The organism is Nakamurella sp., from assembly GCF_048594475.1.
GTDB lineage: Bacteria > Actinomycetota > Actinomycetes > Mycobacteriales > Nakamurellaceae > Nakamurella.
The window spans coordinates 1-19317 of record NZ_JBMDXT010000035.1 but is presented as its reverse complement, the minus strand read 5'-3'; the positions used below and the strand labels follow the sequence as shown (position 1 = coordinate 19317).

General features: G+C 73.1%; 22 protein-coding genes. 11 read left to right on the top strand and 11 right to left on the bottom strand.

From position 1 onward, the window contains the following. Positions 1 to 66: 66 nt before the first annotated feature. The 4 genes from ACOJUF_RS01790 to ACOJUF_RS01775 all read right to left on the bottom strand — a co-directional run bounded on the left by ACOJUF_RS01790 (position 67) and on the right by ACOJUF_RS01775 (position 3678). Positions 67 to 1041, bottom strand: coding sequence for an ABC transporter substrate-binding protein (locus tag ACOJUF_RS01790; RefSeq protein WP_420120147.1), 975 nt, complete (start codon positions 1039 to 1041; stop codon positions 67 to 69). Between the two features lie 91 nt (positions 1042 to 1132). Beyond that, positions 1133 to 1885 (bottom strand): ABC transporter permease, encoded by a 753-nt coding sequence (locus ACOJUF_RS01785; RefSeq protein WP_420120146.1) that lies wholly within the window; start codon positions 1883 to 1885, stop codon positions 1133 to 1135. Then, positions 1882 to 2526 (bottom strand): ABC transporter permease, encoded by a 645-nt coding sequence (locus tag ACOJUF_RS01780; RefSeq protein WP_420120145.1) that lies wholly within the window; start codon positions 2524 to 2526, stop codon positions 1882 to 1884. Before ACOJUF_RS01780 ends, ACOJUF_RS01785 begins: the two co-directional genes overlap by 4 nt. 33 nt (positions 2527 to 2559) lie before the next feature. Next, positions 2560 to 3678: an ABC transporter ATP-binding protein gene (locus ACOJUF_RS01775; RefSeq protein WP_420120144.1), complete on the bottom strand. Its 1119-nt coding sequence runs from the start codon at positions 3676 to 3678 to the stop codon at positions 2560 to 2562. Between the two features lie 133 nt (positions 3679 to 3811). Between ACOJUF_RS01775 and ACOJUF_RS01770 the strand changes: the two genes are divergently transcribed. The 3 genes from ACOJUF_RS01770 to rsrA all read left to right on the top strand — a co-directional run bounded on the left by ACOJUF_RS01770 (position 3812) and on the right by rsrA (position 6124). Next, positions 3812 to 4978 carry a cytochrome P450 gene (locus ACOJUF_RS01770; protein WP_420120143.1) on the top strand — a complete coding sequence of 389 codons (1167 nt, stop codon included), beginning with the start codon at positions 3812 to 3814 and terminating at the stop codon, positions 4976 to 4978. A 254-nt stretch (positions 4979 to 5232) separates the two neighbouring features. Next, positions 5233 to 5844, top strand: a complete 612-nt coding sequence (locus ACOJUF_RS01765; RefSeq protein WP_420120142.1) for a sigma-70 family RNA polymerase sigma factor — start codon at positions 5233 to 5235, stop codon at positions 5842 to 5844. Then, positions 5831 to 6124, top strand: coding sequence for a mycothiol system anti-sigma-R factor (gene rsrA, locus ACOJUF_RS01760; RefSeq protein ID WP_420120141.1), 294 nt, complete (start codon positions 5831 to 5833; stop codon positions 6122 to 6124). The genes ACOJUF_RS01765 and rsrA overlap by 14 nt, the downstream gene beginning before the upstream one ends. Before the next feature lie 20 nt (positions 6125 to 6144). Here the strand turns inward: rsrA and ACOJUF_RS01755 are convergent, their stop codons facing one another. Next, positions 6145 to 6219 (bottom strand): 50S ribosomal protein bL37, encoded by a 75-nt coding sequence (locus ACOJUF_RS01755; protein WP_420120150.1) that lies wholly within the window; start codon positions 6217 to 6219, stop codon positions 6145 to 6147. Between the two features lie 166 nt (positions 6220 to 6385). Here ACOJUF_RS01755 and ACOJUF_RS01750 point away from each other — a divergent pair, with 166 nt between their 5' ends. Together ACOJUF_RS01750 and ACOJUF_RS01745 are read left to right on the top strand one after the other, a co-directional pair. Next, positions 6386 to 6601, top strand: coding sequence for a biotin/lipoyl-binding carrier protein (locus ACOJUF_RS01750; RefSeq protein ID WP_420120140.1), 216 nt, complete (start codon positions 6386 to 6388; stop codon positions 6599 to 6601). Positions 6602 to 6615: 14 nt separating this feature from the next. After that, the gene (locus tag ACOJUF_RS01745) at positions 6616 to 8124 is read left to right on the top strand and encodes a sensor histidine kinase (protein ID WP_420120139.1); all 1509 of its coding nucleotides are present in this window, start codon (positions 6616 to 6618) and stop codon (positions 8122 to 8124) included. A 166-nt stretch (positions 8125 to 8290) separates the two neighbouring features. Here the strand turns inward: ACOJUF_RS01745 and ACOJUF_RS01740 are convergent, their stop codons facing one another. Together ACOJUF_RS01740 and ACOJUF_RS01735 are read right to left on the bottom strand one after the other, a co-directional pair. Then, positions 8291 to 8542, bottom strand: a complete 252-nt coding sequence (locus ACOJUF_RS01740; protein WP_015746720.1) for a WhiB family transcriptional regulator — start codon at positions 8540 to 8542, stop codon at positions 8291 to 8293. Positions 8543 to 8811: 269 nt separating this feature from the next. Next, positions 8812 to 9729 carry a diacylglycerol/lipid kinase family protein gene (locus ACOJUF_RS01735; protein ID WP_420120138.1) on the bottom strand — a complete coding sequence of 306 codons (918 nt, stop codon included), beginning with the start codon at positions 9727 to 9729 and terminating at the stop codon, positions 8812 to 8814. A gap of 15 nt (positions 9730 to 9744) precedes the next feature. On the opposite strand from ACOJUF_RS01735, the gene ACOJUF_RS01730 reads away from it, so the two are divergent. After that, positions 9745 to 10209, top strand: coding sequence for a hypothetical protein (locus ACOJUF_RS01730; RefSeq protein WP_420120137.1), 465 nt, complete (start codon positions 9745 to 9747; stop codon positions 10207 to 10209). Here ACOJUF_RS01730 and ACOJUF_RS01725 read toward each other — a convergent pair. The 3 genes from ACOJUF_RS01725 to ACOJUF_RS01715 form a co-directional block, all read right to left on the bottom strand. Next, positions 10169 to 10600, bottom strand: coding sequence for a GNAT family N-acetyltransferase (locus tag ACOJUF_RS01725; protein ID WP_420120149.1), 432 nt, complete (start codon positions 10598 to 10600; stop codon positions 10169 to 10171). The genes ACOJUF_RS01730 and ACOJUF_RS01725 overlap by 41 nt on opposite strands. 86 nt (positions 10601 to 10686) lie before the next feature. Beyond that, a complete protein-coding gene (locus tag ACOJUF_RS01720; RefSeq protein WP_420120148.1) occupies positions 10687 to 11286 on the bottom strand; it encodes a histidine phosphatase family protein in 600 nt (199 codons plus the stop codon). Positions 11287 to 11347: 61 nt separating this feature from the next. Continuing rightward, a complete protein-coding gene (locus ACOJUF_RS01715; RefSeq protein WP_420120136.1) occupies positions 11348 to 11947 on the bottom strand; it encodes a dTDP-4-dehydrorhamnose 3,5-epimerase family protein in 600 nt (199 codons plus the stop codon). A 248-nt stretch (positions 11948 to 12195) separates the two neighbouring features. Between ACOJUF_RS01715 and ACOJUF_RS01710 the strand changes: the two genes are divergently transcribed. Further along, entirely contained in the window at positions 12196 to 12492 is a 297-nt protein-coding gene (locus ACOJUF_RS01710; protein WP_420120135.1) for a 4a-hydroxytetrahydrobiopterin dehydratase, read from the top strand. 229 nt (positions 12493 to 12721) lie between these two features. Next, positions 12722 to 13957 (top strand): NAD(P)-dependent malic enzyme, encoded by a 1236-nt coding sequence (locus ACOJUF_RS01705; RefSeq protein WP_420120134.1) that lies wholly within the window; start codon positions 12722 to 12724, stop codon positions 13955 to 13957. Positions 13958 to 14402: 445 nt separating this feature from the next. Here the strand turns inward: ACOJUF_RS01705 and ACOJUF_RS01700 are convergent, their stop codons facing one another. After that, positions 14403 to 15197 (bottom strand): IclR family transcriptional regulator, encoded by a 795-nt coding sequence (locus tag ACOJUF_RS01700; protein ID WP_420120133.1) that lies wholly within the window; start codon positions 15195 to 15197, stop codon positions 14403 to 14405. A gap of 74 nt (positions 15198 to 15271) precedes the next feature. Here ACOJUF_RS01700 and hutH point away from each other — a divergent pair, with 74 nt between their 5' ends. The 3 genes from hutH to ACOJUF_RS01685 are packed head-to-tail and all read left to right on the top strand — an operon-like array spanning position 15272 to position 19184. Further along, positions 15272 to 16807: a histidine ammonia-lyase gene (gene hutH / locus ACOJUF_RS01695; protein WP_420120132.1), complete on the top strand. Its 1536-nt coding sequence runs from the start codon at positions 15272 to 15274 to the stop codon at positions 16805 to 16807. 3 nt (positions 16808 to 16810) lie between these two features. Beyond that, entirely contained in the window at positions 16811 to 18085 is a 1275-nt protein-coding gene (locus ACOJUF_RS01690; RefSeq protein ID WP_420120131.1) for an allantoate amidohydrolase, read from the top strand. Then, positions 18036 to 19184 (top strand): amidohydrolase family protein, encoded by a 1149-nt coding sequence (locus tag ACOJUF_RS01685; RefSeq protein ID WP_420120130.1) that lies wholly within the window; start codon positions 18036 to 18038, stop codon positions 19182 to 19184. Before ACOJUF_RS01690 ends, ACOJUF_RS01685 begins: the two co-directional genes overlap by 50 nt. The last annotated feature ends 133 nt before the right edge of the window (positions 19185 to 19317 follow it).

Genomic DNA, 19317 nt, shown 5'->3' with positions numbered 1-19317 from the left:
GGGCGGGGGGGGGGGGGGGGGGGGGCCCCCCCCCCGCCCGGCCCCCCCCCCCCCGGCGGCGGGTGATCAGCTGCCGAGATTGGCGGCCACCCACTCCTGCGCGACCTGGGCCGAATCCTGCTTCTCGTCCTGAACCTTGGTCAGCAGCTCGGTCAGGGTCGCGGTGTCCAGCTTGGCCGAGACGGCGTTGAGGACCTCGGTCACCTGCGGGTTGTTGGCGTCCGACCGGATCAGCGGCAGCACGTTCTGTGCCGCGAACAGGTTCTTCGGGTCCTCCAGCACGACCAGGTCGTTCTTCGGGATCGCCGGGTCGGTGGTGAACATGTTGCCCGCCTGGACCTGGTCGGAGGTCAGGGCGTTGAGCGTCAGCGGCCCGCCGGCGTCGAGCGCCTTGAACTCCTTGAAGGTCAGGCCGTACTTCTCCTTGAGGCCGGGCACGCCGGTGGGTCGGGTCTCCCACTCGGACGGACCGCCCAGGACGAAGGTGGACGCGACCGGAGCCAGGTCGGCGATCGACGTCAGGTTGTTGGCCTCCGCGGTCGCCTTGGTGACCACGACGGCGTCCTTGTCCTCGGCGGCCGACTTGTCCAGCACCACCAGCGTGGACGGCAGCGCCTTCTGCAGAGCGGCGTACACGTCGTCCGAGGACACCGCGGTCGCCTGCTGGTCGAAGTACTGCAGCAGCACCCCGGTGTACTCGGGGACCAGGCTGATCGAGCCGTCCTCGATGGCCTTGATGTAGACCTCGCGGCTGCCGATGTTGAGGTTCGTGCTCGCCTCGACGCCGGCCTTGGTCAGCGCGGCGGCATAGATGTTGGCCAGCAGGGCGCTCTCGGGGAAATTGGCCGAGCCGATCACGATCTTCCCGCCGCCGGCCGAGCCGGAGGCCGAGGCCCCGCCGGAGGCGGCCGCGGAGGTGGTGGCGAGCGGGTCGGACGAGCCGCCGCCGCAGGCGGCCACCGTGAGCAGGGCGGCCAGGCCGGCGGCGACCAGGCCACCGGTTCGGAACAGGCCGCGCCGGCGGCCGGTGCGTGCAGTCATGGGAATCTCCTTCATCGATGGGGGATGGCTGATGGTCGCACCGGGGTACGACATCGGAACGGGACCGCGAAGCCGGGGGTCGGGAGGCCGGTCACGTCTGCGCCTCCGCCTCGCCCTTGAGCACCACCATGTCGGCGGTGGTGGCCGACGCGGTGCGCCGTCGCGCCGCCCGGCCGGTGAGCCCGGGGGAGACGATGTAGTGGCCGATCACGGCCAGGATGCGGTCGCCGATGACGGCGAGCAGGGCGACCAGGAAGGCGCCGGCGACCATCATCGAGTAGTTCTGCTGGGCCAGCCCGTCGATGACGTACCGGCCGAACCCGCCGAGCGCGACCACCGCGGCGATCGTCGCCGTCGCCACCACCTGCAGGAACGCCGACCGGACGCCCGACATGATCAGCGGAAGGGCGACCGGCAGCTCCACCTTGCGCAGCACCTGCCCGCCGGTCATGCCCATGCCGCGGGCCGCGTCGCGCGCGGCCGGGTCGACATTGGCGATGCCGGCGTAGGTGTTGGACAGGATCGGCGGCACGGCCAGGATCACCAGCACCGCGATCGCCGGTCCCAGCAGGGCGATGTTCCCCTTCAGCGTGTGCAGGCCCCAGAGCGCCAGCAGGATCAGCAGGCCCAGGCTGGGCAGCGCCCGGAGCGCGTTGGCCACCCCCGAGACCAACCCGGTGAACCGGCCGGTGTGCCCGATCACCGCGCCCAGCGGCAGCGCGATGACCAGGGCGATGGCCAGCGACAGCATCGTGTACCAGAGGTGCTCGAGCAGCCGCGCCCACACCCCGCTCGTCCCGCTCCAGTTGGCCGGGTCGGTCAGCCAGTTCCAGGCGCCGGTCATCGGCCCACCCGCGCCCACGGGGTGCTGAGCCGCACGACGAGTTGGATGATGCCGTCGAAGATGCCGGCCAGCACCAGGCACAGCACGATGCCGGCGATGATCGGCGTGACGAAGTCGAGCTGGAAGCCGACGGTGAACAGCTGGCCGAGCTGGGGGATGCCCAGCAGGGCGGCCACCGAGACCAGGCTGACGTTGGACACCGCGGCCACCCGCAGACCGGCCCCGATCACCGGGACGGCCAGCGGCAGCTGCACCGTCACCAGCGACCGGAGCGGCTTGTAGCCCATGGCCGTCGCGCTGGCCACCACCAGCGGCGGCACGGCCGCCAGGGCGTCGGCCACCACCCGCACCATCAGCGCCAGCGTGTACAGCGTCAGGGCCACGACCACGTTGACCGGGTCCAGGATGCGGGTGCCGAGCAGGCCCGGCAGCACCACGAACAGCGCGATCGACGGGATGGTGTACAGCAGCCCGGCCAGGGTGATCAGCGTCGCGTAACTCCACCGGTACCGGTTCGCGATCGCGCCCAGCGGCAGGGCCAGCAGCAGGCCGAGCACGGTCGGGGCCGCGGCCAGCCAGATGTGGTCGAGCGTCCAGGTCCAGATCTGCGCCGCGTTCCGCGCCAGCCAATCCCAATTCACCCGCCCACCACCCCGTTCACCGCCCCGCCCCGGTCACGAGACCCGCCTGGCCTGCTCGATCGCGGCGAGCACCTCGCCGGCCGCGATCGTGCCGATCACCGTTCCGTCGCCGTCGACCGCGACGCCGCGGCCGGACGGGGACGACAGGGCCGCGTCCAGGGCGCGCCGCAGCGAGGCGTCGGGACCGGCGAGCGATCCGCCGAGCACCAGGTCGTCGGTGGCCACCACGTGCCCGACGGGCACCGCGGCGCAGTCCAGCCAGCCGCGCGGCCGGCCGCCGTCGTCCACCACCAGGATCCAGCGGCCGTGCTCGGCCGAGATGCCCTCGGCGGCCGCTCCGGCCCCGGCGGGCACCGGCGACCCCAGCGGCAGCGTCTGCTCGTCGTGCACCGGCAGGGCGCCGTGCACGAAGGACAGCGCCCGGTAGCCGCGGTCCCGGCCGACGAAGTCGGCGACGAAGTCGTCGGCCGGCCGGCTGAGCACCTCGGCCGGTTCGGCGTACTGGGCCAGCCGGCCGCCGACGGCGAACACCGCGATGCGATCGCCGAGCTTGACCGCCTCGTCGATGTCGTGGGTGACGAACACGATCGTCTTACCCAGGTCGGCCTGCAGCCGGATGAACTCGTCCTGCAACTGGGCCCGGACCACCGGGTCGACGGCCGAGAACGGCTCGTCCATCAGCATCACCGGTGGATCGGCGGCCAGCGCCCGGGCCACGCCCACCCGCTGCTGCTGCCCGCCGGAGAGCTGGGCCGGGTATCGGGTGGCCAGTGCCCGGTCCAGGCCGACCCGGTCGAGCAGTTCGGCCGCGGCCGCGCGGGCCTCGCGCCGCGACCGGCCCTGCAGCACCGGCACCGTGGCCACGTTGTCCAGCACCGTGCGGTGGGGGAATAGCCCGGCGTTCTGGATGACGTAGCCGATGCCCCGGCGCAGGACCGGGGCGTCCACGGTGGAGATGTCCTTGCCGTCGATCGCCACGACCCCGTGGGTGGGCTCGATCATCCGGTTGATCATCCGGACGGAGGTGGTCTTGCCGCAGCCGGACGGCCCGACGAAGACGGTGATCTTTCCGGTGGGGATCTCCAAGGACAGGTTCTCGACGGCGTGGGTGCCGTCCGGATAGACCTTGGACACCGAGTCGAAGCTGATCACGGGCGGTCCCTTTCGGGTAGGCCTGGGTCATGTGCTCCCGGCAGACAGTACCCGCGCAGTACCCCGACGGGTCCACGGCCAAGCCGTCGCGGGTCCTTCCGTCCGTTCGGTACCGCTGTGCGAGGCTTCTCCCATGACCGAAGCGCTGCCGATCCCGCTGCTGCTGTCCCGCGACGGGCTCGATCCCATCGCCGAGCTGCGGGAACGGCGGACGGCCGAACCGGTGGCCAAGCTGGAGCTGCCGTTCGGCATCGTGGCCTGGTTGGTCAGCGGGTACGACGAGGCCAAGCAGGTGCTCGGCGACGCGACCACGTTCAGCAACGACATCGGCAATCTGACCAACGAGTCGTCGGAGGATCCCGGCGGCCTGGGGATGACCGACCCGCCCTACCACACCAAGCTGCGCCGGCTGCTGACGCCGGAGTTCACCATGCGCACGCTGCAGCGGTTGCGCCCGCGGATCGAACAGATCGTCCAGGGGCAGCTGGACGCGATCGAGGCCGCCGGCCGGCCCGCGGACCTGGTCGAACACTTCGCGATGCCGATCCCGTCGCTGGTGATCTGCGAGCTGCTCGGGGTGCCCTACGGCGACCGGGCGGAGTTCCAGGCGTTGTCCACGGCCCGGTTCGAGGTCGGCGACGAGTCGCCGCTGGACGTCATCGGGACATCCCTGGAGTACCTGGGCACCCTGGTCGAGCGGGAGCGGGCCGACCCGGGCGAGGGGCTGCTCGGCCAGCTGATCCGCGACCACGGCGACGAGCTGACCGACCGCGAACTGGCCGGCCTGGCCGACGGCATCCTGACCGGCGGGCACGAGACCACCGCCGCCTCGCTGTCGCTGGGCGCGCTGGCCCTGCTGCAGAGCCCGGACTACTTCGCCGCGCTCGGCTCGGCCGACGAGCCGACCGTGCATCTGGCCGTCGAGGAGCTGCTGCGCTACCTGTCGGTGGTGCAGGTCGCGTTCCCGCGGTTCAGCCGGACCCCCGTGCGGATCGGTGACGTCGAGATCCCGGCCGGCCAGATGGTGCTCGTCTCGCTCTCGGGCGCGGACCGCGACCCGGCGCTGGGGCCGGACCCGGAACGCTTCGACCCGACCCGGCCGGCCACCTCGCACCTGGGGTTCGGGTACGGCATCCACCGGTGCGTCGGCGCCGAGCTGGCCCGGATCGAGCTGCGGATCGCCTTCCCGGCCCTGGCCCGCCGGTTCCCGACGATGCGGCCGGCGGTGCCGATGGCCGAGCTGGACTTCCGGCAGACGTCCATCGTCTACAGCGCCGTGACCATGCCGGTGACCTGGTAGATCGGTTCCGGCCGGCCCCTGACCGGCCCCCGACCGGAATACCGCCCCGTCGCCGGGCGTTCCAGCAGAACGTGACGATCCTGCAGCTAGCACCCCCGCCGGCGCCCCCGGACACCCGGGTCCGGCCGGTGCCGACCCGGCGGCCGGCCGGGAGCCGTCCCGGGCGGCAGGTACCCTCGACGCTGCGTCGCGCAGCTCGCGGCGTGGCCGGCGCCCGTCGCCCGCCATCGTCGACCGCGAGGCAGGTGACCGGCATGACCACCTCGGTGGACGACGACCTGGGCCAGCGGTTCACCGAGCAGGCGATGCCGCTGATCGATCAGCTCTACGCGGCCGCCCTGCGGATGACCCGGAACCCGGCCGACGCCGAGGACCTGGTCCAGGAGACCTACCTCAAGGCGTTCGCGGCCTTCGGTTCGTTCACCCAGGGCACCAACCTGCGGGCCTGGCTGTACCGGATCCTGACCAACACCTACATCAACGGCTACCGCAAGAAGCAGCGGCAGCCGGCGGTCACGGCCACCGACGAGATCACCGACTGGCAGCTGGCGTCGGCCGAGTCGCACACCTCGACCGGCCTGCGGTCGGCCGAGATGGACGCGCTGGACCGGTTGCCCGATTCGGACGTCAAGGAGGCTCTGCAGGAGCTGCCCGAGGACTTCCGGCTGGCCGTCTACCTGGCCGACGTCGAGGGGTTCTCGTACAAGGAGATCGCCGAGATCATGGGCACGCCGCTGGGCACGGTGATGTCGCGGCTGCACCGGGGGCGGCGCCAGCTCCGGGACCTGCTGACGGACTACGCGACCGAACGCGGCTTCCTGCGGACCAACGGACGAGAGGACGGTCACGACGATGGCGTGCGGTGACCCGGCCGAACGGGCCGATTCCGAGTCCCGCTGCTCGGAGGTGCTCCGGGACGTCTGGAAGTTCCTCGACGACGAGATGGACCCGGACAACCGGGCCAAGGTGCAGCAGCACCTCGACGAATGCTCACCCTGCCTGGAAGAGGCGGGACTGGAGCGCAAGCTCAAGGAGCTGCTCCACCGCAAGTGTGGGGGCGATCGCGCCCCCGATCACCTGCGGCAGCGGGTGGTGGCCAGCCTGCAGGTGACGGTCACGACGGTGCGGGTGACCCGCGGGGAGTAACCCGCGGGCCGGTCCCCGGCTCAGGAGTTGGGCCGCTTGCCGTGGTTGGCGCCGCTCTTGCGACGAGCCTTCTTCTTGCGTCCGCGCTTGCTCATGGTGACCTCACTTTCTGCCGATTGCCCGGGCCATCTTGCCACGATCCGGACGAGGACCGGGCTGGCCGGCTCGGCGGGACGGGCCGGACCGACGGACCGCCCCGGGATGAAAGGATGGGTGCCCGCACCGCCGCAGGGGGTGCCGACGCCTGGTGGAGGGAAGCGGATGGCCGAGGAAGTCCGGGCCGAGATGGTGGCCAACGTCTGGAAGGTGTTGGTCGCGGAGGGTGATTCGGTCGCCGAGGGGGACACCCTGGTGATCCTGGAGTCGATGAAGATGGAGATCCCGGTGATCGCCGAAGTCGACGGGACCGTCGCGACCCTGGCCGTCCAGGAGGGCGGGCTGGTCCAGGAGGGCGACCTGATCGCCGAGATCTCCTGAGCCGCACCCGATCCATGTCGACGCTTTCCGACGTCCTGGCCGACTTCTCCAGCCTCTCCGGCGCGGCGGTCGCCCATCTCCAGGCGGTCGTCTCCGAATGGCAGCTGCTGGCCGACCTGTCCTTCTCGGACCTGCTGCTCTGGGTACCCAGCGAGCCCGGCCGGTTGATCTGCGCTGCGCAGGCCCGGCCGACCACCGGGGTGACGGCCTTCATCGACGACCGGGTCAAGGCCGTCGTCGCGCTGCCCGACTTCCCGCTGCTACGCCGCGCCTGGGAGGAGGAGCGGGTCGTCTCCGACGAGCCGCCGGTCGAGGCACCCAAGAGCTGGATCCGCCGCCAGGCCATCCCGGTGCGGCACGAGGGCGAGGTCGTCGCGGTCATCGAGCGCGACACCAGCAGCCTGGTCGGCCGCGAGGGCAGCCTGCTGGAGACCGCGTACGTCGATGCCGCCGACGACCTGTTCCAGATGGTCTGTGACGGCACCTTCCCGCCGCCCGGGCGGCCGGCCGAGTTGCACACCGGTCCGCGGGCCGGCGACGGCCTGCTCCGGCTCAACGCCGACGGCAACGTCGTGTACGTCAGCCCGAACGCACTGTCGGCCTACCACCGGCTGGCCTACAACGGCGAGATGATCGGCCAGTCGCTGGCCCAGCTCACCCGGGGCCTGGTGGACGACCCGTTCGACGCGGCCGAGCTGGCCAAGCGGATCGCCGACGCGGTCGCCGGCCGGCCCGGCCTGCGGATGGAGGTCGAGGCGCGGGCGGCCACCGTCCTGTTCCGGGCGCTGCCGCTGCGGCCGCACGGCCGGGCGTCCGGCGCGCTGGTGCTGGTCCGGGACGTGACGGAGGTGCGCCGGCGGGACCGGGCGCTGCTCAGCAAGGACGCGACCATCCGGGAGATCCACCACCGGGTGAAGAACAACCTGCAGACCGTCGCCGCGCTGCTGCGCATGCAGGCGCGGCGGTCGGCGGACCCGTCCGTGCGGCAGGCGCTGGGGGAGTCGGTGCGCCGGGTGGCCTCGATCGCGATGGTGCACGAGACGCTGTCGACCTCGCCCGACGACCGGGTCGACCTCGATCAGATCGTGGACCGGCTGGTGCCGATGATCTCCGACGTGGCCGCCGCCGAGACGTCGGCGCGGGTGCGCCGGGTCGGCTCGCTCGGGGTCCTCGGGGCGGAACTGGCCACCCCGCTGGTGATGGTGCTGGCCGAGGTGGTGCAGAACGCGCTGCAGCACGCCTTCGACGGCGGCCCGGAGGACCCCGGTCCGGACGGCGGGGCCCAGGTGACCATCCAGGTGGAGCGGTCGGCCAAGGAGCTGGACATCGTTGTCAGCGACAACGGTGTCGGCCTGCCCCCCGGGTTCGCGATCGAGCAGGCCAAGGGTCTGGGGTTGCAGATCGTGCGCACGCTGGTGGAGGCCGAGTTGCTCGGCACGATCGAGATGGGATCGGTCGAGGCCGCCGACGGGCAGGGGACCTACGTGCACATGACGTTTCCGCTGCGCGGCCGCAGCAAGTGACCGGCCCGGTGGCGGGGAAGGACCCGGATGGGTGCCGTCCCCGCCCGGGGCTTCGTGGTCGGGGTCCGGAGGCGGCTGGGCCTCGGTCGGCGGGCCGGGTGAGCCGGTCCGGTCGGACGGTCCGGACCGGCGCGCGGCCCGGTCCGGACGGTGCGTCAGACGCGGGTCACATGCTCCGGGCGCGGGCTCGGGCGCGGCGACGCTTGAGCGACCGGCGCTCGTCCTCGCTCATGGCGCCCCAGACGCCGGCGTCCTGGCCGGTCTCCAACGCCCAGGCCAGGCACTCGCTGGTGACCGGGCAGCGCTGGCACACCGCCTTCGCCTCGGCGATCTGCAGCAGGGCCGGGCCGGAGTTTCCGACGGGAAAGAACAGCTCGGGGTCTTCGTCGCGGCAGATCGCGCGGTGACGCCAGTCCATGGGTGTACTCCTCGGGTGCTGCGCCGGATCGGGTGGGATCCGACCGGTATCCAATGCGGTCGTGGGCGGCGTCATCGCCCCCGCACGACCTGCTTGTGAATGGTTTCACATGGGACGTTCGTGTCAAGGTTTTGTCACGCCAGGGTTACCGAGGTCACGTGAAGATCGTTTCCAGCGGCGGGCCCGCACACCATGATGCCTGGTCGTCACGATTCAGACCAGGGTTGGTGACGAGGACCTCGGCGCGTCGTCGGGCCGGAGGTCGGCGCTCAGACTACTAACCGCAGCGCCCGAGGAACAGAGGTGAATTCGACTTCGGACCTTTCGCCCAGGTAGTCTCCATCGACTTGGAAGGCGACGGGTTCGCGGCACCGCACGGTCGCCCAGGGCTCGTCATCTGCGCGAACGAGGTGCCGGCCGCCGCTCAGGCGGCCCGTGACGATGGCCGTGGAGGCCCGGATCGCGGACGGCAGGGCCAGGCTGGTCAGCGCGAAAATCCCCAGGCCGCCGGTCGGCGAGGTGTCCGGATTGGTGCGGATGGGCTTCTTGCCCAGATAGGTCCACGGGTCGACGTTGGACACGAAGACCAGGTGCGCGTCGTCCACGATCTCCCGACCCGGCAGTTCGAGGGTCATCCGCGGCGGCTTGCCGTGGGCCCGCAGGAACTGCAGCACCGCGTCCCGCACGTGCATCGCGTTGGAGATCGTCTTGCCCTTGGCCCGCCGCTTCTCTACCGCGCGGACCGTCTCGGCGTCCAGCCCGAGCCCGGCATTGAACGTGAAGTAGCGATCGTCCGCCCGGCCCAGCGACACCGTCCGCACCCGGTGGGCGGCCAGCGCCTCGATGATCTGCTCGGTGGCCACCGTCGGATCCGGGTCGATGCCCATGGCGCGGGCGAACACGTTGGTGGACCCGCCGGGCACGACCGCCAGCATCGGCACGTCCGGTCGCACGCCGCGGTACATGAGCCCGTTCGCGACCTCGTTGACGGTGCCGTCGCCGCCGTGCACCACGACCACGTCGACCCCGCTGTCGGCCGCGGCGGCGGCCAGGTCGGCCGCGTGCCCCCGGCTCTCGGTGCGGGCGACCTTGAGCGAGACCTCGCCCGACAGGGCGTGCGCGAGCAGGTCCCGCCGCCGCTCGGTGGTGGAGGTGGCGTGCGGGTTGACGATCAGGAGTGCGCGCATCGACCGGGAGCCTACGTGGGTATTGTCGGGGCCCGTGACCTCGCCATGACCGCCGAGCCCGACCCCCCGCCGATCAGCATCCCGCCGCCGCGGCCCGTGGTGATCGCGGCCGGCCTGGTGCTGCTCGAGGCCGCCGGCCTGGTCGTGCTGGCCGGCACCAACCTCGTCTCCGGGCTGTCCGAAGGCCTGGCCGTCGGCCGCACGCTGGCCCAGCTCGCCTACTACCTGGTGCTGGCCGCGGCCCTGGCGTTCTGCGCCACCGGGCTGCTGCGCGGCCGGCGCTGGGCGCGCACCCCGAGCCTGGTCGCCCAGGTGGTCGTCTTCGCCATCGGGGTGTGGCTGATCGCCCCCAGCGGTCAGTACGTCTGGGGCCCGCTGCTGGTCGTGGTCGGCGGGGCGGGCGCGGCGCTGCTGCTCAGCCGCCCGGCCAACGCCTGGATCAGCCGGTTCCCGCTGCCGTTCGCAGGGCCGGACCGGTGAGCCGGAACGTCGTCCACTCGTCCATCGACACCGCGCCCAGCCCGCGGTAGAAGTCGATGGACGGGGTGTTCCAGTCCAGCACCGACCACTCGACCCGGGCGTAGCCCCGCTCCACCGCGATCTGCGCCAGCCGGACGAGCAGGGCCTTGCCCAGCCCCGAGCCGCGCAGCTCGGGCCGCACGTACAGGTCCTCCAGGTAGATGCCGTGCACGCCCTCCCAGGTGGAGAAGTTCAGGAACCAGAGCGCGAACCCACCGACCCGCCCCGGCTCGCTCTCCGCGACCAGGCCGAACAACGCCGGGGCCGGCCCGAACAGGGCGGCGTGCAGTTGCTCGTCGGTCAGGTGGCACAGCTCCGGCGCCTTCTCGTAGACCGCCAGGTCGAACACCATGCCGACGACCGCGGGCACGTCGGCCGGGGTGATCGGCCGGATCCGCCGATCGACGGTCACGCCACCGCCCGATCCGGCGCCACCCGTCACACCCCGACCTGGGGGGAACGGAACGGGATGATGTTCGCGTGCTCGATGCACGGCTCGTCGTGGTAGGTGCCCAGCACCGTCACCGCGGCCGGATTCATCAGGATCAGCCCGCCGTTGGCCACGTCCAGCCGGACCCACCGCATGGCCAGGACGCGGGAGAAATGACCGTGGCAGAACAGCGCGACGTCGCCGTCGGTCAGCTTCTCCCGGGCCGCGGCCAGCACCCGGTCGGCGCGGACGGCGACGTCGTGCGGCGACTCCCCGCCCGGCGCGCCGTCCTTGAAGATCGACCAGCCCGGATTCGTCCGGTGGATCTGCTTGCTGGTGATGCCCTCGTACTGTCCGTAGTCCCATTCGGCCAGATCGTCCAGCACCTCGTCGATGTGCAGGCCGGCCAGCTCGGCCGTCCGCCGCGCCCGCAACCGCGGGCTGCTCCACACCGTCTTGGGCGCCAGTTCCAGGCCCCACAGCAACTGGGGGACCGTCATGGCCTGGTGCACGCCCTCGTCGGTCAGATCGATGTCGGTGGTCGACGTGTGCTGACCCGCCTTGCTCCACGCCGTCTGCCCGTGCCGGACCAGCGCGATTCGGTTCATGCCGCTCATGCCGCCGCCTTTCGCGGTCGCCTCGCGGGCCCGGTCGCCTCGCCGGCCCCGCTCATGCCTGCAGACTCTGCACCCAGTCCCGGCAGGACTGCCAGTCGGGGAGCAGCCCCTGGTCGGCGGCCTCGGCCAGGGTGGGGGCCGCCTTGTCCTTGTCGGAGAGCAGGAAGTCGACCCCGTCGGGCAGCGGCAGGCCCAGCGCCGGGTCCAGCGGGTTGATGCCGTGCTCGCGGCCGGGGGAGTAGCCGGTGGAGCACAGGTAGGTCAGCGTCGAATCGTCCTCCAGGGCGACGAACGCGTGCCCCAGGCCCTCGCTCAGGTACACCGCCCGGCGGTCGACGGAGTCCAGGCGAACCGCGTCGCACACGCCGAAGGTGGGCGAGCCGACCCGGATGTCGACGACGAAGTCGATGACCGCCCCGCGGGGGCAGGTGACGTACTTGGCCTGGCCGGGCGGCACGTCGGCGAAGTGGACCCCGCGCAGCGTCCCGGCGGCGGATACCGACAGGTTGGCCTGGGCCAGGGTCAACGGGTGCCCGACGGCCTCGGCCAGCCGCTCCACCTTGAACCACTCCAGGAAGACCCCCCGGCCGTCCTTGTGCTGGATCGGGGTGAACTCGAACGCCCCCGGTACGAGGAGCTCACGAACCTTCATGGTCGGCGATCCTAGCCAGGACGGGTCGGGGGCCGGCGCGCCGTCCGACCGGTCCGGTCCGGTCCGGGCGGTGCGCGATGGTGGCCTTGCGCGCTCGGCCAACGGGCGGTGCTTGATGGTGGCCTCGCGCGCTCGGCCAACCGCGGGTGTCCTGAGGAACTGAGTCTCCTGCGTCTCCCCACTTCCTCAGGACACCCCCGGCGGTGCTTGATGGTGGCCTCGCGCGCTCGGCCAACTACCGTGACGGGATGACGCTGCTCACTGCCGCCGACATCGACCGGGGCGTGGCCGACCTGCCCGGGTGGGGCGGGGACCCGAACGACATCCGCTGCCGGTACACTGCACCCGACTTCCCGACCGCCATCGCACTGGTGGACGCCGTTGCGGTGGCGGCCGAGGAGGCCGACCACCATCCCGACATCGACATCCGCTGGCGGGACGTGCTGTTCGTGCTGTCCACGCACAGCGCGGGCGGGGTGACCGAGCAGGACCTGGCGCTGGCGGGCCGGATCGACGGCATCGCGCGGGGCCTGGGCCTGGTCTGAGCCCGGCGACACGCCGGGGTTGGGTGTTGAGCCGTCGGTGGTGCATGATGGGTAAACCCTCAGCTCGACCCGCACCACCCCCGTGCCACCGCAAGACCTTTTCGATGGACCGACCAGGCCCATCCGGTCCGGCAGTTCGCCAGCGCCCACCGCGCGCTCGCTGACCGGGACCGGCATTCCTCACGTCCGCGCCTGCGGATGTCGCCTGCTCGCCCTCGGAGACCCGACCATGCTCACGACCCTCGACTGTCCGGACACCACGCTGCCCACTCAGATGACCCCGCCGCCGCCGGCGCCGCGCCCCGGCTTCACCGAGCAGGACGTGCTCGACGCCCACCGCGGCGGCAAGCTGTCCGTCGAGCTGCGGTCGCCACTGGTCGACAAGCGCGACCTGTCGATGATGTACACCCCCGGCGTGGCCGGGGTCTCCAGCCTCATCGCCCGCGACCCCGCGGCGGCCCGGGAGTACACCTGGGCGTCCCGGGTGGTCGCGGTGATCTCCGACGGCACCGCCGTGCTCGGGCAGGGCGACATCGGTCCGAAGGCCTCGCTGCCGGGGATGGAGGGCAAGTCCGCACTGATGCGCTCGTTCGCCGGGCTGGACTCCGTGCCGATCGTGCTCGGCACCAAGGACACCGACGAGATCGTGGCCGCGGTCACGGCCATGGCGCCCTCGTTCGGCGCGATCAACCTCGAGGACATCTCCGCCCCCCGCTGCTTCGAGGTCGAGGAGCGGCTGGTCGAGGCGCTGGACATCCCGGTGATGCACGACGACCAGCACGGCACCGCCGTGGTCGTGCTGGCCGCCCTGATGAACGCGGCCTCGGTGATCCAGCGGGTCATGGTCGACCTGCGGGTGGTCGTGTCCGGGGCGGGTGCGGCCGGCATCGCCTGCGCCAAGATCCTGCTCGCCGCCGGGGTCCGCGACCTGGTGGTCGTCGACTCCAAGGGGATCCTGTCCGCCGGCCGGTCGGGCATGCACGCGGTCAAGGAGCAGATGGCGGCGGCGACCAACCCGCGCGGCCTCGAGGGCGACCTGTCCGTGGCGATGGCCGGGGCGGACGTGTTCATCGGCGTCTCGGGCGGGTCGGTCGACCCGGCCCTCGTGCGCACCATGGGCCCGCAGCCGATCATCTTCGCCCTCGCCAACCCCACCCCCGAGATCCATCCCGACGACGCGCGGGCCAACGGGGCGGCGGTCGTGGCCACCGGACGCAGCGACTTCGCCAACCAGATCAACAACGTGCTCGCCTTCCCCGGGATCTTCCTGGGGGCCCTGGACTGCGGAGCCAGCCGGATCACCGAGGGCATGAAGGTGGCCGCGGCCGGAGCGATCTGCGCCGCCGTGCCCGGGCGGGCCGACGCCGGGCACATCGTGCCGGACCCATTCACCCCGGGCCTGGCGCGGATGGTCGCCGACGCGGTCATGGCCGCCGCGACCGCCGAGGGCGTCTGCCCCCGGTAGGACCGGCCCACAGACCACCGGGGCCCCACCATCGGTCCCGGTCCACTCGCGGCCCTCGCCCCCCATCATCGGGGCGGGGGCCGCGGGCTCAGCTTCTCGGTCCGCACCCGACTCTGCCGGCTTGCGCCTCGGTCCGGGCCTGTCGTTGTGATCCGGGCCCGCGGTGGTGATGCGGGCCCGCGGTGGTCATGCGGGCCCGCCGTTGCGACCCGGGTGCGCTGATCAAAGACCCGAAACTGGGGGCGTTATGCCCGATTTAGCGGGCTCTTGATCAGCGCAGCTTGGCGCGGGTGGGTCTTTGATCAGCGCAGCTCGGCGCGGGTGGGCTCTTGATCAGCGCAGCTTGGCGCAGGTGGGCCTTGGATCAGCGCAGGGCGGCGCAGCTCGGCGCGGGTGGGCTCTTGATCAGCGCAGGGCGGTGCCGGTCGGCGGCCGGCGTCGTCCTTCAGTCCGGCCCGCGCCCGCCGATGGCGACGGTCACCTCCCGGGCCGCCGCCCGGATGGCCGGGGCCAGGTCCGCGAACGGTTCCGGACAGGCCTCCTCCGGCTCAGCCGCACAGCGATGCCCGACGGTGACGCCGATCGCGGCGATCGGCAGCCGGTTGTGGTCGAACACGGCGGCGGCGACGGAGGCTGCGCCGGCGGAGATCCGGCCATCCTCGACCGCCCAGCCCTGCCGCCGGGTCCGGGTCAGGTCGCGGCGCAGCTCGGGCAGGGTGGCCGGGCCGCGCCCGGTGCGGTCGACGAAGGCGGCAGCGTCCGGGAACAGCGCCCGGACCTGCCCGGGTGGCAGGTGCGCCAGGATCGACAGCCCGGTCGCGGTGAGCGCGGCCGGCAGGCGCACGCCTACGTCCGTGACCAGGGTCGGCGTCCGCCCCGACTTCTCCTTGGCCAGGTAGAGGGTCTCGTTGCCGTGCAGCACGCCCAGATGGGCGGTCCCGCCGGTGGCGCCGCTGAGCCGGCCCAGTACGGGCCGGCCGACCCGCTCCAACGGCTGCGCCCGCAGGTAGGCGCTGCCGATCTCGAACGCGGCCAGCCCCAGGCCCCACCGGCGCTCGCCGGGCAGGTGGGCGGCGAACCCGGCCGCGGCCAGCTCGGTGAGCAGCTCGTAGGTGGTCGACCGGGGCAGGCCGAGATCGCGGGCGATCGCGGCCGCCGAGACCGGCGCGGCCCGGGACGCCAGCAGCTGGAGGACCGCCAGTCCCCGGCGCAGGGCGGGGGCCGGCCCGTCGCTGGTCATGCTGTCCGGTATACCGGACAGTTCTGCGCCCCGCCCGGTTTCCCCGGGTCCGGCGGGCGTCGTCCAATGGGTCCGTGACCAGCCCCTTGCAGATCGGAACCCAGCCGCTCACCCAGGCCGACGTCGTCGCCGTGGCCCGGGACGGCCGCCCCGTGATCCTCGGCCCCGACGCCCTGGCCGGGATGGCCGCCAGCCGGGCGGTCGTCGACACCCTGGCCGGCGACGCCCATCCCCACTACGGCGTCTCCACCGGCTTCGGGGCACTGGCCACCACCTCCATCCCGCCGTCCCGGCGGACCGCGCTGCAGCGCTCGCTGGTCCGGTCCCACGCGGCGGGCAGCGGTGAGCCGGTCGAGCGCGAGGTGGTGCGGGGGTTGATGCTGCTGCGGCTGGCCACGCTGGCCCGCGGCCGGACCGGCATCCGCCCGGCCACCGCCGCGCTGCTGGCCGCCGTCCTGTCGGCCGGCATCACCCCCGTGGTGCCCGAGTACGGCTCGCTCGGCTGCTCCGGGGATCTGGCCCCGCTGTCCGCCGTCGCGCTCTGCCTGATCGGGGAGGGCGAGGTGCTGGACGCCGGAGGGACCCGGCGTCCGGCCGGCGATGCCCTGGCCGCGGCCGGCCTGACCCCCGTCACGCTGGCCGAGAAGGAGGGGCTGGCCCTGATCAACGGCACCGACGGCATGCTCGGGATGCTGGTGCTCGCGCTCCACGACATCACCGGGCTGCTGGAGGCGGCCGACCTCGCCGCGGCCATGTCGGTCGAGGCGCTGCTGGGCACCGACCGGGTGTTCGCGGCCGACCTGCAGCAACTCCGGCCCCAGGTCGGGCAGGCGGCGAGCGCGGCGCGCATCGCCGCGGCGCTGGCCGGGTCGCCGATCGTGGCCTCGCACGCCGGGCCCGAGGACACCCGGGTGCAGGACGCGTACTCGCTGCGCTGCTCCCCGGCCGTGCACGGCACCGCGAGGGACACCGCCGGCTACGCCGCGCTGATCGCCGACCGGGAGCTGGCCTCGTCCATCGACAACCCGGTGGTGCTGCCGGACGGCCGGGTCGAGTCCAACGGCAACTTCCACGGGGCCCCGGTCGCCGCCGTCCTGGACTTCCTGGCCATCTCGGTGGCCGACGTCGCCTCCATCTCCGAGCGGCGCACGGACCGGATGCTGGATCGGACCAGGTCGCACGGCCTGCCGCCGTTCCTGGCCCACGAGGTCGGCGTGGATTCCGGGCTGATGATCGCCCAGTACACCCAGGCCGGCATCGTCTCGGAGCTCAAGCGGCTCGCGGTCCCGGCGTCGGTGGACTCGATCCCGTCCTCGGCCATGCAGGAGGACCACGTCTCCATGGGCTGGCACGCCGCGCGCAAGCTGCGGCGGGCGGTCGACGGGCTGCGCCGGGTGATCGCCATCGAGCTGCTGGCCGCGGCCCGCGCGCTGGACCTGCGGGCGCCGTTGGCCCCGGGACCGGTGACCGGGGCGGTGCGGGACGTCATCCGAACGGCCGTCCCCGGGCCCGGACCGGACCGTCATCTGGCGCCCGAGATCGAGGCCGTGGTAGCACTGTTGTCCGCAGGCCGGATCCACCAGCCGTCGGGACGCACAGCCGGGAGTTGACCCGTGAGACTCGGCCCTTCGCCCGGAGACACCGGCCGTTTCGTCGGCGCCTGGTCGGACCTGGCCGGGGTCGGCCGCGACCACCTGCGCGGTGGATATTCGCGGCATGCGTTCGACGATGCCGAGATGCAGCTGCGGGACTGGTTCACCGAGCAGGCCACCCGACGCGGGCTGGACGTCGAGACCGACCGCAACGGCAACCTGTGGGCCTGGTGGGGTGAACCCGCGCCGGGTGCGGTGGTGACCGGTTCGCACCTGGACTCGGTGCCCGGCGGGGGCGCGTTCGACGGGCCCCTGGGGGTGGTCTCGGCCCTGCTCGCCGTCGACGAGTTGCGGCTGCGTGGCCTGACCCCGGCCCGGCCGATCGCGCTGGCATGCTTCGCCGAGGAGGAGGGCGGCCGGTTCGGATTGCCCTGCCTGGGATCGCGGCTGCTCACCGGCGCGGTGGACGCCGACCACGTGCGGCGGCTGCACGACGCCGACGGGGTCTCGGTGGCCGACGCGGCCCGCCGGATCGGCCTGGACCCGGCCGGGCTCGGCCCGGACCCGGCCCGGCTGGCCACCGTCGGCACCATGGTCGAGCTGCACATCGAGCAGGGCCGGCTGCTGCGGGCGGTGGACCCGGCCGCGGTGGTCGGGGTGGCCTCGGAGATCGTCGCCCACGGCCGGTGGCGGCTGACGGTGACCGGCCAGGGCAACCACGCCGGCACGACGGCGCCGGCCGACCGGGCCGACCCGATGATCCCGGCCGCCGCCGCGGTGCTGGCGGCGCGCCGCGTGCTGGCCACCCACCCGGGGGCCGTCGCCACGGTCGGCCGGATCACGCCCGTGCCCGGGGGCACCAACGTGATCGCCTCCTCGGTCTCGCTGTGGCTGGACGTCCGGCACACCGACGCGACCGTCACCGCGGCGGTGGTCGACGCGATCGTGGCCGACGTCCGGGCCGAGGCCGCGGCCGAGGGCTGCACCGTGATGGTGCAGCGCGAGTCGATGTCGGACCGGGTGACGTTCGATCCCGGTCTCGGTCTGGAGCTGTCCGGACGGCTGGGTGCCCCCGTCGTCCCGACGGCCGCCGGGCACGACGCCGGGGTGTTCGCCGCTCACGTGCCGACGGCCATGCTGTTTGTCCGCAATCCGTCCGGGGTATCCCATGCTCCGGATGAGCACGCCGACGCGGCCGACTGCGTCGCGGGGGTGCGGGCACTGGCGGACGTACTGGAGACCCTCGTTGGCGACATCAACCCTGCTGCAGGGCATCTCGGAGCTGGTGACGAATGACCCGGCTCTCGGGCCGGCTCCCATCGGGCTGATCGACGACGCCGCCCTGGTCATCGAGGACGGATGGGTGGTCTGGGTCGGGCCGCGGTCGGCCGCGCCCGCGGCCGACCGGTCGGTCGACCTGGGCGGCCGGGCGGTGCTCCCCGGGTGGGTCGACTCGCACACCCAGGTGGTGCACGGGCTCGACCCGGGCCGGGGCCCGCAGCCCGACGCGCCGTCGACCGTGGCCGCGACCCGGGCCGCCGACGACGCGGCGCTGCTGGCGCAGGCGCGCCGGCAGCGGGCCCGGATGTTGCTGGGCGGCACGACCTGCGCGGCGACGGCCACCGGCTTCGGCCTGACCGCGCTCGACGAACGCCGGGCCGCGCTGACCGCGGCGGCCGCCGGATTCGAGGAGATCGCCTTCCTGGGGGCGCATCTGGTGCCCCAGGAGAACCACGAGGATCCGGACGGGTACGTCGACCTGGTCTGCGGCCCCATGCTGGACGCGGTCGACGGCTCGGTCGGCTGGATCGACGTCTGCTGCGGGGGAACCGCTTTCGACGAGGCGCAGAGCCGGCGGGTGCTGGCCGCCGGGCAGCGCAAGGGGCTCGGGCTGCGGGTGCGCGCGGACCCGCCGGACCCGGGTGCCGGGGTTCGGATGGCCGTCGACGTCGGAGCCGCGGCGGTGGCGCACTGCACGGGCCTGAGTGCCGCCGATGTCGATCAGCTGGCCGGCTCGACCACGGTGGCCACCCTGCTGCCGGTGGCGGACCTGGCGACCGGCCGGCCGCCCGCGCCCGGCCGGGCCCTGCTCGACGCCGGCGCCGTCGTGGCGCTGGCCTCGGACTGCAACCCGGTGTCCTGCGGCAGCTCGTCGATGAACCTGGTGGTCGCCCTGGCGGTGCGCAGCTGGGGGCTGACCCCGGCCGTGGCGGTGCTGGCCGCGACGGCCGGGGGAGCGGCCGCCTTGCGCCGGCCCGACGTCGGCCACCTCGCACCCGGCGCCCGGGCCGACCTGCACGTGCTGGACGCGCCCAGCCACCTCGCGCTGGTGCACCAGATCGGCATGCCGTTGACCGATCGGGTCGTCCGGCACGGCGTGGCGGTCACGGCCTGATCCGGCCTGCTCCCACCCGGACGATTTTCCGCCGTCCCGGCCGACCCGGGCCGGTGCCGGCATGCCCGTGAGGGATCATCGAGCCCGGCAGGCCGACCGGGGAGGCGCGACGGTGACACAGCCCACGACCACT

Excerpts from the sequence above, each read along its gene's own strand:
- ACOJUF_RS01790 (WP_420120147.1), bottom strand. The coding sequence starts at position 1,041 with ATGACTGCACGCACCGGCCGCCGGCGCGGCCTGTTCCGAACCGGTGGC.
- ACOJUF_RS01785 (WP_420120146.1), bottom strand. The coding sequence starts at position 1,885 with ATGACCGGCGCCTGGAACTGGCTGACCGACCCGGCCAACTGGAGCGGG.
- ACOJUF_RS01770 (WP_420120143.1), top strand. The coding sequence starts at position 3,812 with ATGACCGAAGCGCTGCCGATCCCGCTGCTGCTGTCCCGCGACGGGCTC.
- ACOJUF_RS01765 (WP_420120142.1), top strand. The coding sequence starts at position 5,233 with ATGACCACCTCGGTGGACGACGACCTGGGCCAGCGGTTCACCGAGCAG.
- rsrA (WP_420120141.1), top strand. The coding sequence starts at position 5,831 with ATGGCGTGCGGTGACCCGGCCGAACGGGCCGATTCCGAGTCCCGCTGC.
- ACOJUF_RS01750 (WP_420120140.1), top strand. The coding sequence starts at position 6,386 with ATGGCCGAGGAAGTCCGGGCCGAGATGGTGGCCAACGTCTGGAAGGTG.
- ACOJUF_RS01745 (WP_420120139.1), top strand. The coding sequence starts at position 6,616 with ATGTCGACGCTTTCCGACGTCCTGGCCGACTTCTCCAGCCTCTCCGGC.
- ACOJUF_RS01740 (WP_015746720.1), bottom strand. The coding sequence starts at position 8,542 with ATGGACTGGCGTCACCGCGCGATCTGCCGCGACGAAGACCCCGAGCTG.
- ACOJUF_RS01735 (WP_420120138.1), bottom strand. The coding sequence starts at position 9,729 with ATGCGCGCACTCCTGATCGTCAACCCGCACGCCACCTCCACCACCGAG.
- ACOJUF_RS01725 (WP_420120149.1), bottom strand. The coding sequence starts at position 10,600 with ATGGTGTTCGACCTGGCGGTCTACGAGAAGGCGCCGGAGCTGTGCCAC.
- ACOJUF_RS01720 (WP_420120148.1), bottom strand. The coding sequence starts at position 11,286 with ATGAACCGAATCGCGCTGGTCCGGCACGGGCAGACGGCGTGGAGCAAG.
- ACOJUF_RS01715 (WP_420120136.1), bottom strand. The coding sequence starts at position 11,947 with ATGAAGGTTCGTGAGCTCCTCGTACCGGGGGCGTTCGAGTTCACCCCG.
- ACOJUF_RS01710 (WP_420120135.1), top strand. The coding sequence starts at position 12,196 with ATGACGCTGCTCACTGCCGCCGACATCGACCGGGGCGTGGCCGACCTG.
- ACOJUF_RS01705 (WP_420120134.1), top strand. The coding sequence starts at position 12,722 with ATGCTCACGACCCTCGACTGTCCGGACACCACGCTGCCCACTCAGATG.
- ACOJUF_RS01700 (WP_420120133.1), bottom strand. The coding sequence starts at position 15,197 with ATGACCAGCGACGGGCCGGCCCCCGCCCTGCGCCGGGGACTGGCGGTC.